A 16775-nucleotide genomic window follows, 5' to 3' on the forward strand; every position below is an offset into this window, starting at 1 on the left:
CTAGTCGCCCGTGCCGTAGTGCGGGTCAACCTCGTCCGGCCGACGTCCCAGCATGTGGGCGACGTTCTCAACCACCACATCGCGCACCAGGTGCCCCAGGTCGGCCCGGTCTGCGCGCTGCTCCAGGGGTCGACGGTAGAGGACGATGCGTGCGGGTTGACCCGCATCGGCGGGAAAGAGGCGCCCCAGCGGCACGCCGTTCTCCCAGGGCGTGGCGGGGGACGGCGGCACGGTCTCTGTCCCAAACTCGACGCGACCCCAGCGGGTTCCCCATCGCTCCTCGAGGTCCAACGCGACGTTGAGGACGTGGCCGTCGAAGGTCTCGCTGGCCGACCGGTAGCCGGGGGCATCGGGGGGAAGCAGGGGCGCGCGTAATCCGCGTCCGTGCCTATCTCGTCGTCCCATACGGCGAGGCTATCGCGCGGGTCGGCGTGGCAGGCACACGCACCGCCGCCGTAGGGGTAACGTCTGGTCACGTGAGAGCCACCCGCCAGTGTTCGCGTTCAGCGTGCGCGCAACCCGCCGCAGCGACGCTGACCTACGTTTACGCCGACTCCACCGTCGTCGTGGGGCAGTTGGCCGCGAACGCGGAGCCTCACTCCTACGACCTGTGCGCGCAGCACGCCGAGCGGTTCACCGCACCCCGGGGCTGGGACGTGGTGCACATTCACCAGGAGTTCGTCGAGCAGGGCCCTTCCGAGGATGACCTCGACGCACTCGCGAACGCCGTCCGGGAAGCGGGCAGGCCCCGCACCGCCGAGCCCATCCAGCCACCGGCGCCAGTCGCATCGGAGCCGCGTCGCGGCCACCTGCGCGTGGTGGGCGGCGGCGCGTAACCCACGCCCACCCGGGCCGCGCTAGGTCGGCTGTGCCGCTGAAGCGCGCACGCGCCAACGCGCCTAGTAACCTGTTGCAGTGACTGACAACGTGGAACCTGGCAAATACCCCGACCTCTCTGGACTCATCAAGTCCTACGACGTGCGTGGCATCGTCGGCGAGTCGCTGACGGATCCCGTCGCGCGCGCCATCGGCGCGGCCTTCGCCGATGCGGTGGTGATCCCGGACGGCGCCAGCGAGGTGGCCGTCGGGCACGACATGCGCGACTCGAGCCCGGGCCTCGCCGCCGCCATCATGGCCGGCCTGCGGGATCGCGGGGTCAACACCATTGACATCGGCATGTGCTCGACCGACGGGCTGTACCACGCCTCGGGAGTGCTGAACCTGCCGGGCGTCATGATCACCGCGAGCCACAACCCCGCCGCGTACAACGGCATGAAGATGTGCCGCGCGCTCGCGCGTGCCGTGGGGGAGAACACCGGGCTGGGCGACGTGCGCTCCCTCGCCAGCGCCTACCTGGGTGACGGCATCCCTCAGGAAACGCAGCGTGGCTCGGGTCGCGAGCACGACATGCTTCCCGAGTACTCCGCGTTCCTGCGCGAACTCGTCGACCTGCGCGGCATCCGGCCCCTCAAGGTAGTGGTGGACGCTGCGAACGCGATGGGCGGCTACACCGTCCCCGCGGTGCTGGGTGCCCGGGCGGGGCTGCCAGAGCTCCCGTTGGAGATTGTGCCCCTGTACTTCGAGCTGGACGGCACGTTCCCCAACCACGAGGCCAACCCGCTGGACCCCGCGAACCTGGTGGACCTGCAGGCCGCCGTCATCGAGCACGGCGCGGACATCGGGCTGGCCTTCGACGGCGACGCCGACCGCTGCTTCGCCGTTGACCAGACCGGCGCCGTCGTCGCGGCATCGGCGATCACCGCGCTGGTTGGCCTGCGCGAGAGTGCGCGTGAACTCGCGCGCGGCGAGCAGCCCACGGTGATTCACAACCTGATCTCCTCCCGCGCGGTACGCGAGCTGCTGGTAGCGGCCGGGGCGACGCCCGTGAAAGCAAAGGTTGGCCACAGCAACATCAAGGCGGACATGGCCTCGCACAACGCCGTTTTCGGCGGCGAGCACAGCGCGCACTTCTACTTCCGCGACTTCTTCTACGCTGATACCGGCATGCTCGCGGCCATGCACGTGCTCGCGGCCCTGGGCGAGAGCGACGGGACGCTCAGCGATCTCCTCGCCGACTACACGCCTTATGCCGCATCGGGTGAGATCAACTCGCGCGTGGACTCTGTCGCCGATGCGCTCGCGCGGGTCCGTGCTGAGCACGTCGACGAGTCGACCTCGACCGACGAGTTCGACGGGCTGACAGTGACCCACTGGGACGACTCCGCCCCCGCAGCGGAGCGCTGGTGGTTCAACGTTCGCGCGTCGAATACGGAGCCGCTGCTCCGACTGAACGTTGAGGCGGCCACGCCGGAGACGATGCGCATCGTGCGCGACGCAGTGCTTGGGACTATTCGGGGAGAGTAGATGTCCACAGACGGCAGCACCAAGGCGATCGTCGCGGCGCTCAGCGCCAACCTCGGCATCGGCGTCACCAAGTTTGTGGCGTTCGCGCTCACGGGGGCATCGTCGATGCTCGCGGAGGCCATCCACTCCGTCGCTGACTCTGGTAACCAGATTCTGCTGCTGGTGGGTGGCAAGCAGGCGCGCAAGGAGGCCGACTCCGAGCACCCCTTCGGGTACGCGCGCAACCGGTACTACTACGCGTTCTTGGTCGCGGTCGTGTTGTTCTCGCTGGGTGGGCTGTTCGCGCTCTACGAGGCGTGGCACAAGTTCCAGCACCCCGAGCCCATCGATTCGTGGCAGTGGGTGCCAATCGTCGTGTTGGTAGTCGCGCTGGGGCTTGAGGGCTTCTCGTTCCGCACCGCCGTGATCGAGTCGAACAAGGTCCGCGGCAAGTTGGGGTGGGTCGGATTCATCCGCAAGTCTCGCTCTCCCGAGCTCCCGGTGATTCTGCTCGAGGACTTTGGGGCGCTGCTGGGACTGCTCTTCGCGCTGTTCGGTGTCTCCATGACCCTCATCACCGGTAACGGGCTGTGGGACGCGGCCGGTACCGCGATGATCGGGCTGCTGCTGGTGGTGATCGCCGTGGTGCTCGCTCGCGAGACCAAGTCCATGCTGATGGGCGAGTCCGTGACGCCGGAGGATCAGGAACGCATCGACGCGGCCTTCGCCGCATCGGGCCTTGGCGACGTGATCCACATGCGCACCATGCACCTGGGACCCGACGACGTCCTCGTGGCGTGCAAGGTTGCGGTGCTGCCGGGCTCGACTATCGAGTCCATCGCCGAGCACGTAGACGATGCCGAGCGCCGCATTCGCGAGGCGGTGCCCGCCGCCCGGCTGATCTTCATCGAGCCCGACCTGCGGCACGCGGGTACGGCGGGCAGGGTGGCCAATGGGGGTGCGACCGACGCCGTGGCGTCCCAGGGCGACGCGGAGGCCTCGCACTCCTAGTAAGAGGCGCTAGTTCTCCACGTCGGGAACGTCAAAGGGGAGTGAGCGCACTAGCGCCGAGTCGGCGTCGCGCCTGCGCATCCGGGTGGTCTCGATGGCGTATTCGCGGTCGCGGCGAGCCGCCAGGACTCCCGCGATGAACGTCTCGGGGTGGGTCCCGGCCGGGGGGCCGGGGGCGACGTAGTCGCTCATCTGAGCTGCGATCTGCTGCCCCAGGCGCATACGGGATTCCACGTGCATGCTCGCGGCGCGACCCAGGAACATTCTCGCCGTCAGGGCGAGTCCGTCCGGTAGCCGGCGGAAGTCCGCGGTGGTCGCCCAGCCCTCGAGCCCGTACGGCATATTGAGCGGCGGCAGCGCGCGTGTTCCGCCACGCGTGCGCATCGCGTACGTCCCCGCCATGTGGTCGCCCATGCGCTTGCCTCGTCGACTGAACATCGAGGTGCTCACCGCGATGATGCCCAGAGTGAGGTACTCCTCGAGCAGACCCGCGGTGGAGCGGGCGAGCGCGAAGCGGAACGATACTGGCCCGCCGTCGTCCCGCACGATGCGCAACCCCACCGCGATGCGGCCCAGTGAGCGTCCGCGGGTCAGGGTCTCGATTCCGGCGGGAAGCAGGATCAGCCAGGTGACCAACCAGGCGATCAGGATGGCGCGGAAGGCGGCATCGTTGAGCGAGCCCGCCGCACGGGTCAAGAACGTCATCGTGACGATGAACGTCACGCCGTAGGTGAGGACGTCGATCGCACCAGACAGCATGCGCATGGTCACGGGGGCAGCGCCCGCGTCGAGCACCACTCCCTCGCCAATGAGAAGTTCGTCTTCGACTATGGTCACCGCTGCCACCTTTCCGCTCCTGATATGGCATCGTAGCCGTGTGGACATCGATTCGTTCCAAGCCGTGCGTGAGCCGCGGTGGAACCGACTTAAGGAACTGGCCGGCGCCCGGCGGCTCAATGGGGCCGAGGCCGACGAGCTGACGCGTCTCTATCAGTCGACGGCCGGTGACCTATCCGCGATCCGATCCGCGGCTCCCGAGCCCTCGCTCGTGACGCGGCTGTCCATGACGCTCGCCACCGCGCGGGTCTGGCTGACCGGCGCGCACCAGGTCTCCACTCACGAGTTGCGCCGGTTCGCCACGTACGGGATCGCCGCGGCGATGTACCGGGTGCGCTGGTGGTCGGTGGTGGTCTTCGCCTCGGTCGTGGTGCTGGGCGCGATCAGCGCGTGGTGGACGTTGACTCATCCGGACGCGCTCGCGCTCATTGGGAACTCCGCGGACCGTGCCCAGATAGCGGAACACGAGTTTGCGAGCTATTACACCGAGTACGACTCGACGTCGTTCGCCGCGACAGTGTGGACCAACAACGGCTTTATCGCGTTTCAGTGCATCGCCTTTGGGCTGACGGGCATCTACCCGCTCATCCTGATGTACAACACCTCCCTGCAATTGGGGACCGCCGCCGCCGTGATGGCCGAGGCAAACCACCTGGACGTCTTCTTCCAGCTGATCATTCCCCACGGACTGCTCGAGTTGAGCGCGGTGTTCGTCGCGGCCGCGACGGGCCTGCGGCTGTTTTGGGTCATGCTCTCACCTGGTGCGCGCACTCGTGGGCAGGCCCTCGCGGAGGAGGGGCGCGCCGCCTTCGCCGTCGCGATCGGCCTGGTAGTCACGCTCTTCGTGTCGGGGCTCATCGAGGGGTTCATCACGGGCTCGAGCATGCCGTGGACGATCAAGATCGCCGTCGGAGCCGTCGCCTTTGTCGCGTTCTGGCTGTACATCTTCGTGATCGGGCGAATCGCGACTCAGCACGGGATCACCGGGGATACCGACGGCGACTTCGCCGTCGCTACCGCGGCCACCGCCGGCTAGGCCCATTACCTAGCGGCACGATCGGTTGGCGCTCCGGCTGCTCCTAGAGTCGTCCGGCGGCCTTGAGTGCCAGATACCGGTCCGCGACCGCGGGAGCCAGCGCGTCCGGCGCGGCCGTGACCACCTCGGCTCTGAGTTGACGCAGCCGGGTCGCGACAGTGTCGCGTTCCAGCACCCCGCGGGCGGCCGCGCCGGCGGCGTAGAGCTCGTGCACGTCCTCGCGGCCCGCGAGCATCTGGTCGACCTCGGGGTCATCCACTGAAGCGACCATCACCACGTGGGACTGGGACAGTGCCGCGACGGCCTCGAGCAACCCGCTGTCTACTGTGGACGTGTCGATGGTGGTCAACAGCACCACCAGCGAGCGCTGTGAGAGCCGACCCTGCACGAGCCTGACGATGCCGGGCCAATCAGGCTCCAGCAGCTCCGGCTCGACGCCCGCGAGCGCGGTCGCCAGCTGGGGCATCACTCCCGCCCCGGTGGTCCCCAAGGCGCGTGCTCGCTCGGTGCGGTCGTAGGCGGTGACCTGGACGCGGTCGCCCGCGCGAGTGGCCAGTGCCGTGAGCAGGAGCGTGGCCTCGATCGACGCGTCTAGCCGCGGAGCGTCGCCGATGCGCGCCGCAGAGAGCCGGGACGTGTCGAGCGCGATGAAGACGCGCCGGTCGCGTTCAGGACGGTAGGTGCGTACCACCACGTCGGCCCGGCGGGCGGTTCCGCGCCAATCGATTGACCGGACGTCGTCGCCGATCACGTACTCGCGAAGCGAGTCGAACTCGGAACCGGCTCCCTTGAGTTGCACAGCGCTTTGGCCGTCGATCTCGCGAAGTCGCTGCAGGCGCGAGGGTAGGTGACGGCGAGACGCGAACTCGGGCAGCACGCGAAGAGTGTCGTGCACCTCGACGGATTGCTGGCGCCCCGCGAGGCGCAGTGGCCCCTGCACCCGCAGGGTGATGCGGTCGGAGTGGCGGTCGCCGCGGCGGGTGGGATGGAAGCGAGTGGTGAACTTCTCCCGCGCGCCGGCAGCCAGGTTGAGACGATGCCGCGTCTGCGTGGCACCCGCCGAGGGTTGCCACGCGTCGCGAACCGCGCCGCGCACCCTGCGCTTGCCGTTGTTGATCACGCTCAGCGTGCCGCTGGTGGACTCCGTGAGGCGCACTGACCCAGGCACCGAGCGTCGGACGCCAATGGTTGAGGGTTTTGGCGCGAGCCCCGAGTCGAGGAGCGCCAGCGCGACCACGCCGAGTATCCACACCCAGGCAACGGTGCGGTCCTGCACGAGCGCGGCGGGGACTACGCCGAGCACCGCGAGAACGACCGTCCAACCTGTGATGTACATGAGACTCTCTAGCGGGGGACCGGTACGGAGGCGAGGACTGACGCGAGCACGGCCGCCGTGGTGACGCCCTCGAGCTCGGCCTCGGCCCGCATCTGCATGCGGTGGCTCAGCGTCCAGCCGGCCAGCGCCTTGACGTCGTCAGGCGACACGAAGTCGCGCCCGCGCATCCAGGCCCAGGCGCGAGAGGTAGCCATCAGCGCGGTAGCCCCGCGAGGCGAGACGCCCAGCGATACCGATGGTGCCTCGCGGGTGGCGCGGCAGATGTCCACGATGTAGCTGACCACGTCATCGGAGATGCTGACCTGGGCGACCTCGGCACGGCCCTTCTCGAGGTTTTCGATGCTGGCGACCTTCTGCACGCCCGCCGCGACCAGGTCGCGGGGGTTGAAGCCGGCGGCGTGGCGGGCCACGACGGCGCGCTCCGAGTCGCGGTCGGGCATGGGCACCGTCAGCTTCAGCATGAAGCGGTCTAGCTGAGCCTCGGGGAGAGGGTAGGTCCCCTCGTACTCAACCGGGTTCTGGGTCGCGATTACCAGGAACGGGTCGGGCAGAGGCTTCGAGTCGCCGTCCACAGTCACCTGGCGATCCTCCATCGCCTCCAGTAGCGCGGACTGCGTCTTGGGAGGCGTGCGGTTGATCTCGTCGGCGAGTAGCAGGTTGGTGAAGACCGGTCCCTTGCGGAACGAGAAGGCCGCCGTCCGGGCGTCGTAGACCAGCGATCCGGTGACGTCTCCCGGCATCAGGTCGGGCGTGAACTGGACTCGCTTGAATTCCATCCCCAGCGTGTGGGACAGCGTGCGCACCAGCAGCGTCTTTGCGACGCCCGGCACTCCCTCCATCAGCACGTGCCCCTTGCAGAGCAGCGCGATGACCAGGCCAGTCACCACCTGATCCTGACCGACAACGGCCTTGCCGACCTCGGTTCGGAGTCTCACCAGGGCCTCGCGGGCCTCACTGGGCGCGGGCGCGGAGGGTGCAGGTGCGGCGGGTTCCGCAGCGGGAGGCGCAACGGCAGGCGCCGCAGGAGGCGCCGCAGGAGGCGCCGCAGGAGGCGCCGCAGGCGACCCGGACGCGTCATGCTGTGGAACCGGGTGTCCGGCGGTAGCGTCCGGGTTGTGCTGAGGGGTGTCGCTCACGGTCGGTGAACCTCACTTTCGAGTTGGTCGAGTCGTTGAACTAGAAGCATCATGTCAGTCTCGTTAGCCGGGGGCGGGCCGTAGAAGAGTGTGTCTATCTCTGCGGCCTCACGCCCGGTGGCGCGGGTAATCGCCTGCACGAGCCCGTCCCGGCCAGCCGCGCGCGGCACGCCAAGCCTCTTGCCGATGCGCAGGGCCACGAGGCCCCGGATCGCGGCGGTTGAGCGACCGGTCGCCCGGGCGCGGCGGTACAGGCGCGCCCGGCCACGTGTCGCCTCTGAGGAGCGCACTACGACGGGTAGCGGCTCCGTGACCAGGGGGCCGAAGCGCCGCGCCCGCCAAAACGCCGCCACCAGCGCGGCAAGTGCGAGGGCGAACAGCACCTCCGTGGTGCCCGGCGGGAGGAAATCTGCACTGAGCTCGACCTCGGTCGCGGTGGGGCCGTTGTCTCCCCAGGTGAGGATCGTCGAATCTACGTAGTCACCCACGTACCAGATCAGGTTCTCTTGCGCGCCGGTGACGCGAAGGGCAAGCGCGGCATTGCCGAACTGGTCCAACTGCTCGTTGGTGGCGATGGCCGGATTGGCGAGGAACGTGCGCGTCCCCAGCTCCGTCGAGACTCGCGCGTACGAGTACGTGCCTTCGGCGTCAGGGAAGCACAGGGCTGCGTCGAGAGCGCCCTGCGCGCTGAGGTCGTCACCCGCTATCGCGTCCTGACCGGTGGTGGTCGTTTCCGCGGCAGTTGCGTCCGGGTCGCCGCAGCCTGCGAGCACCTGTTCCTCGGAGAAGGTGCTCGTGAGGTAAAGCCGGGCGTCGACGGTGTCCAGCGCCTGTTGCGAGACGCCGAGGAACACGACGTCTCCCGGATACCCGGCCACCGAATCGAGCTGGTTCTCCAGCAGGTAACCAGGATCCGCGATCACCAACGTGGTACGGGCGGGGTCGGCTATGTGAGCGTCGCCAAGGAGATTGATCTGGCGCACGTCGACGCCCTGTCCGCGCAGGATCTGCGCGAGGGCGCGCGTCCCGTTAGGGGAGGCGTTCTCCGTAGACAGCTCTCGGTAGTCGGCGGGTCGCGACTGAGTGACCAGGAGCACGATGATGATGACGAACAGTGTGACGCCCACGAACAGCAACGGCGACCGGCGTGCACGAGAGGTGATGGACGGCCCCGCGGTGGCGCTCACGTACTCGCGCGCGTCGACGCTCATGCGGTCGCCACCTTGCGGCGGCGCGTCGCGCGAATGGCGGCGAAGGTCGCTGCAGCGTGTCCATACGTGGCAGCGGTGGCGGGCGAACGGCCGTACCGCGCGTCGTCGAACGCATCGGCGTCTATCGCGAGGTCACGCTCAAGCAGGGGCAGTGCTCTGCCCGCCGCGACGGCGGCCTCGTGCGCGGTCATGCCCGCAAAAATGTCGATGGTGCCGCGTTCGTCCAGGTGGCGCACCATCGCGCGGTACAGGTGCACCAGCGCGGTGGTCCAGTCGCCCGCGGCGGCTGCGAGCTCCGCGTCGGCGCTGAGCGCGGCGGAGTCCCTGTAGTCGTCGCCAAAGATCTCGCCGGCGGATCGAGTGCGGCGCGAACGACGCAGCGGCCCGACCACTATCCACACGATCAGCGCTGCGAGCCCCAGGCCCAGCACAGAGAAGATCACCACCCCGGGAATCCCAAGCGAGCCCAGCCCGTTGCCAACGCGGCCGATGCTGTCAAACAGGTCTGCCAGCCACCGCGCGATCGCCTCAAGCCAGCTCTCGCCAGCCTGCGTGTACTCGCGCTTGGCGAGCTCGTCGATCGCCCATTCGCGCGCGGTATCGGCGTCGGGATCCACCGGGATTGAGGTCCACATCTGCTAGCGCCGGCTCCTGGCCTCGGCTGCGCGCGCCAGGTCGAGGTCGAAGCCCTCGTGGCGCATCCGCATGTCGGTGTACATGAAAGTGAAGACCGACCCCATGTAGGAGTAGGTCACCACAAAGGAGATCACCATCGCGAGGCCGTAGATCACGAAGAAGGCGATGGCGACGACCACGCCGTTGTTGGGGGCGACAAGGGCCGACAGGCCCGCCACGATCTGTCCTCCGGTTTGCAGGAACGAGGTCGCGATGTTGATGAGCAGGGTGGTGACGAACACGATCAGTACGGACCACCAGAAGCGACCACGCATGAGGCGCCAGGCGCGACCGAGGGCGGCGATCGCGCCCACTTGCTCGAGCACGATGATGGGGCGCGCGAGCCCGGTCACGAGCGTCACCATGAAACCCGCGGGCACGAGCACGACAAAAATCAGCAGCATGCCGAGCACGATCCACGTGGTCTCCCCGGCGGCCACCGCGGCGATCATGGGTACCGCCGCGAGCACGATGACCGCGGTCAGGGCTACGGCGGTCACCAGGTACAGCAGCAGGATGTGGCCGAACTTCGACCGCACTGAGCTCCACGCGGTGCGGAGGGTGATCCGTTCCCCGAGGATCGCGCGAGCCACGCCGGGCGCGACGATCGTGCTCGACAGGACGTCGGCGAGCATGACGGAGATAAACGCGAGGATGCCGACGATGACGGTCTCCGGGCTGATCCCTGCGGGCGCCGTGGTGGTGCTCATGAGCCCCAGCTGGGGGTCGTTGAAGAGCAGCCATAGTGCCGTCACGGACAGCGCGGTGGCGGCGAGCGTGAAGAGCAGCGGGCCGCCGACTACTACTCCGCGGTTGAATCGCATCGCCTTGAACGGCGCGGCCAGGAAGTCGCCAAAGTTGAGGGGGCGCAGCGCGATGATTCCCGGCTGCCACGAGCGGAACGTTGGCGCCGGAGTCGTGGCCGGGACGGGTGCGTAAGTCGCGGGGGCGTGCTGTTGGGACTGAGCCGGCGGGGGCTGAAGTCCGGGAGTTAGCGGCGCCTCCGGCGTAGCCCAAGGGGCGGGGACGGAGTCACCCGGCGTGGGCGGTGCCCACTCGGGTGCGTGCGGGTGCCATGACGATGCCGGTGGCACATCGGGCCCCGGGGGCAGCTTTTCATTCACTCGGTAGTCCTCCCTGACGACGCCTATCCTGCCATGACGCAGGAGGCAACACGCGGGGGGCCACGGCCTCAGGGGTAACTCCCGGCATAATGGCAGTATGACTCCAAGAATCCTGGTGGTCGATGATGACCCCGCCGTCGCGGAAATGATCGGCATTGTGTTGCGCGCCGATGGCTTCGACACGGTCTTCTGTGACCACGGCGACCGCGCCCTCGACATCTTCCACGCTGAGAATCCCGACGTGGTCCTGCTCGACCTCATGCTGCCCGGCAAGAGCGGCATCGACATCTGCCGCGAGATTCGGGCCGAGTCAGGGGTGCCCATCATCATGCTGACCGCGAAGTCCGACACCGTCGACGTGGTGCTCGGCTTGGAGTCGGGTGCGGACGACTATGTACCCAAGCCGTTCAAGCCACGCGAGCTCATCGCGCGAGTGCGTGCCAGGCTTCGACGCAATGACAACGCCGCGGCGGGCACGGTGCGGGTCGGTGACCTCGAGATAGACGTGACCGGACACCGCGTCACCCGGGACGGGGAGATGATCCCCCTCACGCCACTGGAGTTCGACGTCCTAGTCACGCTGGCACGCTCGCCGGGTCAGGTGTTTACCCGAGAAGTGCTGCTAGAGGACGTGTGGGGATACCGGCACGCCGCGGATACTCGCCTGGTAAATGTGCACATTCAGCGACTTCGCGCCAAGGTTGAACGCGACCCAGAGAACCCGCAGATTGTCCTGACCATCCGTGGAGTGGGATACAAGGCGGGCGGCGCCGCGTCTTGATCGTCGCCGCGCCATGACGGCCCAGACGAGTTCTATCGGGGCCACACTGACCGGCCCGCTGCAGAAGTTCTGGCTCAGGTGGAGCCGGTCGATGATGCTGCGGCTCGTCGTGACCACCCTCGTGGTGGGGGTGGGCGCAGTGGCGATCCTGGGTGCCTACCTGACTACAGAGATCAGGGATGGTCTAGTCGAGACCAGCGTCGACCGCATCCTCGTGGAAAGCGCGCGGGACTCTGCGGCCGCGCAGGCGCAGATGGATGCCTCGACGGCGGAGACCACCGGCGAACTACAGCAGCTGGTGCTGGACATGATCGACGCTTTGCAGGTGCTCGGGGGCGATAGCCGGGGCCTGGTGCTGCTGCCCGACCCGGACAACACCTCCAACGCGGTGCTGAATACCTTCACGTCGAGTCCCGCCTCGGCGGTAAGCCCCGAGATGCGCGCCGCCGTTCAGGACGGCGCTACGCAGCCGTGGCAGTTCGTGGACCTCTCCCAGGAGGGCGAGCCCGGCGTGGTGGTCGGGTCTCCGCTGGAGATCCGATCTGCCGGTGATTACGAGCTCTACTTTGTGTATTCGCTGGCGGATGAGCAGCAGACGCTGAGCCTCACCCAGCGCGTGCTGGCCTTTGGCGCGGTCGCGCTCGTTGGCTTGGTGGTCTTCATGGCGTTCATGGTCGCACTGCAGGCCGTGCGCCCGATCCGCAGCGCCGCGCGCGTCGCGTCCCGCCTCGCGGAGGGCCGGCTGAGCGAGCGCATGCCGGTGCGCGGCAACGATGAGATGGCCACCCTGGCGCGCACGTTCAACGAGATGGCGGAGTCTCTCCAGCGCCAGATCACCCGCATGGAGGGGCTGTCGCGCCTCCAGCGCCGGTTCGTCTCCGATGTTTCGCACGAGTTGCGCACGCCGCTCACCACGGTGCGGATGGCTTCGGACATCCTTTTCGACGCGCGCGAGACCTTTCCCCCGGACGTGTCGCGTTCCGCCGAGCTGCTCAACAACCAACTCGACCGGTTCGAGACGCTACTCGCAGACCTGCTCGAGATCTCGCGCATCGACGCGGGGGCCGCGCGCCTCGAGTTCGATCCCATCGACCTGGGCGAGGTGGTCCGCGAGGAGATCGAGGCGATCCTGCCGGCTATCGCCGACCGCGGCGTCCCGATTCGCCTGTGGATGTCGCCCGGCACGCACTCCGCGTCCATGGACCGCCCGCGCGTCAGCCGGATTGTCCGCAACCTGTTGTCTAACGCCGTCGAGCACGCGGAAGGCAAGCCCATCGACGTCGCCGTTGTAGCCGGAAAGCTCGGGGTGGCGGTGGTGGTGCGCGACTACGGCGTGGGCCTGACCCCGCAGCAGGCTGAGCGGGTATTCGACCGATTCTGGCGGGCCGATGCGGCGCGGGCAAGAACCATGGGCGGCACCGGGCTCGGGCTCTCCATCGCACGCGAGGACGCGAAGCTCCACGATGGCAAGCTCGAGGCCTGGGGATCGCCCGGCAACGGTGCAAGCTTCAGGCTGATGCTTCCGCGCACGTCGCGGGGCCTCGGCCAACAACCAGTGATGCCGCTCGTCATGCGCGAAGCGGAGTTTGGGACGGTTGGCAAACGAGTGCCGCTGTCGGTCGATATCCGCAGGGTGGCGAAACCGCAATGAGCCAGCACAGTCAGTTCAATTCCGCGACGCGTGCGAATCGCGTGCGAAGTGCGATGGGACGAGTGGCCGCAATCGCCGCAGCCACCGTCTTCGCGTTGGCAGGCTGCGCCTCCATCCCGGACTCCGGACCCGTCGAGGAGGGCGGCGGCGAGGTGCCCGAGGCGAGGCCGATCCTGCCGTTCGCGGAGGGACCGCAGGCCGGGGACAGCCCGACGGCGATCGTGAGCGGATTCCTCACCGCATCGGCCGCAGGTTTTGCCTCAGACTTCTCGGTAGCGCGCGAGTACCTCAGCCCCGAGGCCAACAACGAGTGGGACCCGTCGGCGCGGGTCGTGGTGTTCAACTCGGGTGCGCTCACGCCGGAATGGGACGAGGACTCGTCAAATATTCAGTATTCGGTGCCGGTAGCTGCGGAGATCGACGCGGCCGGAACGCTCGTCGAGGCGCCCGACGGAACGCGCGAGATCATCGATTTCCAGTTGAGCGAGGACGATCAGGGCGAGTACCGCATCTCGGCACTCGAGGATGGATCGGTGATTGCGCAGGCAAACTTTGACCGTCTGTTCCTGCCCGTGCCGCTCGCCTTCGCGTCGATGGACGAGACCACGGTGGTGCCGGACTTGCGGTGGCTGCCGCTCAACAACGGCCCGACCTGGGCGGCGCGCGAACTCATTGCGGGCCCGTCGCCGTGGCTGGCGAGCGCAGTCAGGACGGGATTCCCTCCCGGGTCCGCGCTCGACCTCGACTCAGTCGTGGTGACCGATGGCGTCGCCGCGGTGAAGCTCAACACCGCGTCCGCGGGGACGCCCGCGGAGCGGTCCCTAGTTCAGGAGCAGCTCACTCGCACACTCACCACTCTTCCGGGCGTCGTTGACGTCACGGTGACGGTGGGCGGGGTTGCGTTGGGCGGCGACGGCAGCATCGCGCTCGAGCCCGGTCCGCTTCCCGGCGGCACCGCGGCGGCTATCGTCGCGTCTCGGTTGGGGGCATGGGACGGCACAGATATGTGGGTCACCCCCGACGAGGCGGGGGCGCTACCGGTGACAGCGAGCCACATCGCGTGGTCCTATCAGGGTCAGTCCGCGGCCTTCCTTGTGGATGGTTGGACGCTCGGCCTCTCCGACGCTATTTACGACGACGCAGAAATTCTCGTGCCGATGACGGCCGATATGGAGGTCCCCGCGGACGAACTCGATTACGCGGAGCTGTACCAGGGTGAGCGCCTAGTGGGCCCATCCTTCGACCGCCAGGGCTGGGTATGGACCGCGGAAACGTCCAACGGTGGCGGATTGGTAGCGGTGCAGCCAGGCGGAGACACCGCGGAGATTGAAGCCCGATGGCTCGACGGTCGATCAGTGCAGTCGCTCGCGGTTTCGCGCGACGGCACGCGTGTGGTGGTGCTGTCGCGTGAGGGCGGGCAGCAACTGGCGGAGGTGGCGACAGTCGTGCGATCCGAAGCCGGCGTTCCGCTCACGCTGGGAGAGCCCATCCCCGTGGGAGTCGACGTGACGACCGCTATCGACGCGCAGTGGATCGATGACCTCACCATCGCGATTCTGGGCGAGGCGCAGGAGGAGGTGCCGTCGTCGCTGTGGATCGTGACGGTCGGCGGCGACACGATGCTCGAGTCCGCGACGGTGGGAGCCATGTCGGTCACCGCCAGGCACGGAGAGAGTTCGCTCGTCACGGTTGGTAGCGACGGCTCCGTCCGCGCTCGCGTGGGAACCGGGTGGGAAGAGGTCCTCGCCGGGGTCACGGATCTCGCCTACGCGGGTTGACGAGACCGCGGGCGCGAACGTGATGTCCACAGGCCAGGCGGGACGCGCTGCGACGCGCTGTCCGCCGGTCCGGCTACGCGCGACCGGGTACGGGCATTGGACGCTGTCTGAGTGTCCGAGCCAAATGGTCCCGCCGCCCGCGCCTTAGCCGCCGCGGCGCGAGACGTAGCGCGCCTGGTCGTGCCCGTCTGCTGCCCTGGATGCGGGCTCGACGACGTCCGCTGGTGCGACGAATGCGAGGCGACATGGTGGGACGCGCCCTTCCGTAGCGACAGCAGCGCGCCCCGTCTGCAGCGCGGGGAGGGCGCGCTCGCGGTGTGGTCGGTGGCCGACCTCGAGGGGTCAGCGCAGCAGATGATCGAGGCATGGAAGGACTCGGACAGGCGGGACCTAGACCCGTTCTTCGTGGCGGCCATGACGCGAGCGGCGGGGCACGTCGCGGGAGAACTGGCGGAGGTCCCGGCCATCTCGGTCGTGCCAATCCCGGCGCAGCGAGCCTCGACGCGGCGCCGCGGAGTTGACCTACCTGCCCTGCTCGCCGACGCGTGCGCTCAGCGCTGGCGCGAGTGCCGCCTCGACGCGGTCGCGCAGACGGCGCTATCTATGCGCCGCGCCGAGTCACGGGGGCTATCGGCGCGCCAACGGTGGCGCGCGGCGCAGCGCTCGATGCGGCTTGAGAGATCTCTCGGCAGGGGCAGGGCGGTGGTGCTGATTGACGACGTGATGACCACGGGGGCGACGCTCGCGGCGGCACGGGATTGCATCGAGAACGCGGGGTGGGTGGTGTGCGCGGGTATCACCTTGGCCGCGGCGCCGGTGCGCACCAAGAGCTCTCAGGTGGGGTTAGGGTGGGGTTAAGAGCCCGACGATTAGTGGGGCACCTTCGAACGTGGAGGGGGTGGTTGAACAGGCGCAGTTCGCGCCGCCGACATCATGCCCTGAGCAACGTAGCTCATATCGACGAAGGAGTTTCCAAATGGACATCGCGATTGTTGGACGACACACCAAGGTTTCTGAAGATGTGCGCCAGAAGATCCTCGAAAAAATGACCAAGATAGAGACACTCGCCCCTAAGGCGACACGGGCCGATGTCCACGTAGTGCACGAGAGGAATCCGCGGCTCTCCTCCGACCGCGAGCGAGTCGAGATCACGCTTTACGACCACGGCGTAGTCCGGGTTGAAGCGGCCGCAGACGATCGCCTCGTTGCGCTCGACGCCGCAGTCGCACGCCTCACCGATCGCCTGCGCAAGCAGCACGAACGCAAGGCGCATCGGTTCCAGAACACGCCGCCATTGCACGCGGTGCCGATTGCGGACCTCGAGGCCACGCTGGACCTGCCTGACAGCTCAAAGGACGACCAGAACTCAGACGACGACCAGGTCTCGAGCGTCGAGAGCTGGGAGGGCGCGCCCGAGGGAAGCACTCGTGAGGTGCCGATCGACGGCACCCCCATCACGATTCGTTCCAAGACTCACGAGGGTGCGCCGATGTCCGTCGAGGAGGCCATCGACCAGATGGAACTCGTCGGCCACGACTTCTTCCTTTTCCACGACAACGAGTCCGGCCTCGCCTCGGCCGTCTACCGTCGACGCGGATGGACGTACGGGGTGATTCACCTCGAGTCGACGGCGCCCGAGCCGGCATCTATTGACCGTGAGAGCGCAGACGCGGGAGCGGCTCGGCGCGAAAGCGCGTAGGCAGGCTCTTCTGCTAGCGACGACGTCGCGCCTGCGTTTGCAGGCGCGACGTTCGTCGTTTTGGGCGCCCCATTGCGCTGCGGTCACGGGCGGTCTCCTACGCCGTTAGCGAGACGACACGTTGCCTGGTCTGCGAGCGCTTACGATGGGTGACGGA

16 protein-coding genes are annotated in these 16775 nt (G+C 67.9%); 9 read left to right on the top strand and 7 right to left on the bottom strand.

Translation table 11 applies throughout. The features are described 5' to 3' along the window. The gene (locus ACQU6B_RS02815; protein ID WP_430868529.1) at positions 1-405 is read right to left on the bottom strand and encodes a metallopeptidase family protein; all 405 of its coding nucleotides are present in this window, start codon (positions 403-405) and stop codon (positions 1-3) included. Between the two features lie 71 nt (positions 406-476). On the opposite strand from ACQU6B_RS02815, the gene ACQU6B_RS02820 reads away from it, so the two are divergent. The 3 genes from ACQU6B_RS02820 (at position 477) to ACQU6B_RS02830 (ending at position 3354) form a co-directional block, all read left to right on the top strand. After that, entirely contained in the window at positions 477-836 is a 360-nt protein-coding gene (locus ACQU6B_RS02820) for a DUF3499 domain-containing protein (RefSeq protein WP_430868530.1), read from the top strand. A gap of 79 nt (positions 837-915) precedes the next feature. Then, on the top strand, positions 916-2364 hold the full coding sequence (locus tag ACQU6B_RS02825) for a phosphomannomutase/phosphoglucomutase (RefSeq protein WP_430868531.1): 1449 nt from the start codon (positions 916-918) through the stop codon (positions 2362-2364). Then, positions 2365-3354: a cation diffusion facilitator family transporter gene (locus tag ACQU6B_RS02830; protein WP_430868532.1), complete on the top strand. Its 990-nt coding sequence runs from the start codon at positions 2365-2367 to the stop codon at positions 3352-3354. A 9-nt stretch (positions 3355-3363) separates the two neighbouring features. Here ACQU6B_RS02830 and ACQU6B_RS02835 read toward each other — a convergent pair whose 3' ends face one another. Beyond that, entirely contained in the window at positions 3364-4191 is an 828-nt protein-coding gene (locus ACQU6B_RS02835; protein WP_430868533.1) for an RDD family protein, read from the bottom strand. 40 nt (positions 4192-4231) lie between these two features. Between ACQU6B_RS02835 and ACQU6B_RS02840 the strand changes: the two genes are divergently transcribed. After that, on the top strand, positions 4232-5227 hold the full coding sequence (locus tag ACQU6B_RS02840; RefSeq protein ID WP_430868534.1) for a stage II sporulation protein M: 996 nt from the start codon (positions 4232-4234) through the stop codon (positions 5225-5227). 43 nt (positions 5228-5270) lie between these two features. On the opposite strand, the gene ACQU6B_RS02845 is transcribed toward ACQU6B_RS02840, so the two are convergent. Genes ACQU6B_RS02845 through ACQU6B_RS02865 form a run of 5 tightly spaced genes read right to left on the bottom strand, consistent with a single transcriptional unit; the run spans position 5271 to position 10709 of the window. Then, positions 5271-6563: a DUF58 domain-containing protein gene (locus tag ACQU6B_RS02845; protein WP_430868535.1), complete on the bottom strand. Its 1293-nt coding sequence runs from the start codon at positions 6561-6563 to the stop codon at positions 5271-5273. An 8-nt stretch (positions 6564-6571) separates the two neighbouring features. Next, positions 6572-7699, bottom strand: coding sequence for an AAA family ATPase (locus ACQU6B_RS02850; RefSeq protein ID WP_430868536.1), 1128 nt, complete (start codon positions 7697-7699; stop codon positions 6572-6574). Next, complete coding sequence (locus ACQU6B_RS02855) at positions 7696-8910, bottom strand: DUF4350 domain-containing protein (protein ID WP_430868537.1); 1215 nt, start codon at positions 8908-8910, stop codon at positions 7696-7698. The genes ACQU6B_RS02850 and ACQU6B_RS02855 overlap by 4 nt, the downstream gene beginning before the upstream one ends. Then, a complete protein-coding gene (locus ACQU6B_RS02860; RefSeq protein ID WP_430868538.1) occupies positions 8907-9545 on the bottom strand; it encodes a DUF4129 domain-containing protein in 639 nt (212 codons plus the stop codon). Before ACQU6B_RS02860 ends, ACQU6B_RS02855 begins: the two co-directional genes overlap by 4 nt. Positions 9546-9548: 3 nt before the next feature. Continuing rightward, positions 9549-10709, bottom strand: coding sequence for a hypothetical protein (locus ACQU6B_RS02865; RefSeq protein ID WP_430868539.1), 1161 nt, complete (start codon positions 10707-10709; stop codon positions 9549-9551). A gap of 97 nt (positions 10710-10806) precedes the next feature. Here ACQU6B_RS02865 and mtrA point away from each other — a divergent pair, with 97 nt between their 5' ends. From mtrA to hpf, 5 genes are all read left to right on the top strand, one after another. Then, positions 10807-11490, top strand: a complete 684-nt coding sequence (mtrA, locus tag ACQU6B_RS02870) for an MtrAB system response regulator MtrA (RefSeq protein WP_430868540.1) — start codon at positions 10807-10809, stop codon at positions 11488-11490. 13 nt (positions 11491-11503) lie between these two features. Beyond that, positions 11504-13141, top strand: coding sequence for an MtrAB system histidine kinase MtrB (gene mtrB, locus ACQU6B_RS02875; RefSeq protein WP_430868541.1), 1638 nt, complete (start codon positions 11504-11506; stop codon positions 13139-13141). A 62-nt stretch (positions 13142-13203) separates the two neighbouring features. Next, a complete protein-coding gene (locus ACQU6B_RS02880) occupies positions 13204-14919 on the top strand; it encodes an LpqB family beta-propeller domain-containing protein (RefSeq protein ID WP_430868542.1) in 1716 nt (571 codons plus the stop codon). 111 nt (positions 14920-15030) lie between these two features. Further along, a complete protein-coding gene (locus tag ACQU6B_RS02885) occupies positions 15031-15777 on the top strand; it encodes a ComF family protein (RefSeq protein WP_430868543.1) in 747 nt (248 codons plus the stop codon). A 118-nt stretch (positions 15778-15895) separates the two neighbouring features. Then, entirely contained in the window at positions 15896-16618 is a 723-nt protein-coding gene (hpf, locus tag ACQU6B_RS02890) for a ribosome hibernation-promoting factor, HPF/YfiA family (protein ID WP_430868544.1), read from the top strand. Positions 16619-16775 lie beyond the last annotated feature (157 nt).

It is taken from the genome of Demequina aurantiaca (genome assembly GCF_050598105.1).
GTDB lineage: Bacteria > Actinomycetota > Actinomycetes > Actinomycetales > Demequinaceae > Demequina > Demequina aurantiaca_A.

Excerpts from the sequence above, each read along its gene's own strand:
- ACQU6B_RS02815 (WP_430868529.1), bottom strand. The coding sequence starts at position 405 with ATGGGACGACGAGATAGGCACGGACGCGGATTACGCGCGCCCCTGCTT.
- ACQU6B_RS02830 (WP_430868532.1), top strand. The coding sequence starts at position 2,365 with ATGTCCACAGACGGCAGCACCAAGGCGATCGTCGCGGCGCTCAGCGCC.
- ACQU6B_RS02845 (WP_430868535.1), bottom strand. The coding sequence starts at position 6,563 with ATGTACATCACAGGTTGGACGGTCGTTCTCGCGGTGCTCGGCGTAGTC.
- ACQU6B_RS02855 (WP_430868537.1), bottom strand. The coding sequence starts at position 8,910 with ATGAGCGTCGACGCGCGCGAGTACGTGAGCGCCACCGCGGGGCCGTCC.
- ACQU6B_RS02860 (WP_430868538.1), bottom strand. The coding sequence starts at position 9,545 with ATGTGGACCTCAATCCCGGTGGATCCCGACGCCGATACCGCGCGCGAA.
- mtrA (WP_430868540.1), top strand. The coding sequence starts at position 10,807 with ATGACTCCAAGAATCCTGGTGGTCGATGATGACCCCGCCGTCGCGGAA.
- mtrB (WP_430868541.1), top strand. The coding sequence starts at position 11,504 with ATGACGGCCCAGACGAGTTCTATCGGGGCCACACTGACCGGCCCGCTG.
- hpf (WP_430868544.1), top strand. The coding sequence starts at position 15,896 with ATGGACATCGCGATTGTTGGACGACACACCAAGGTTTCTGAAGATGTG.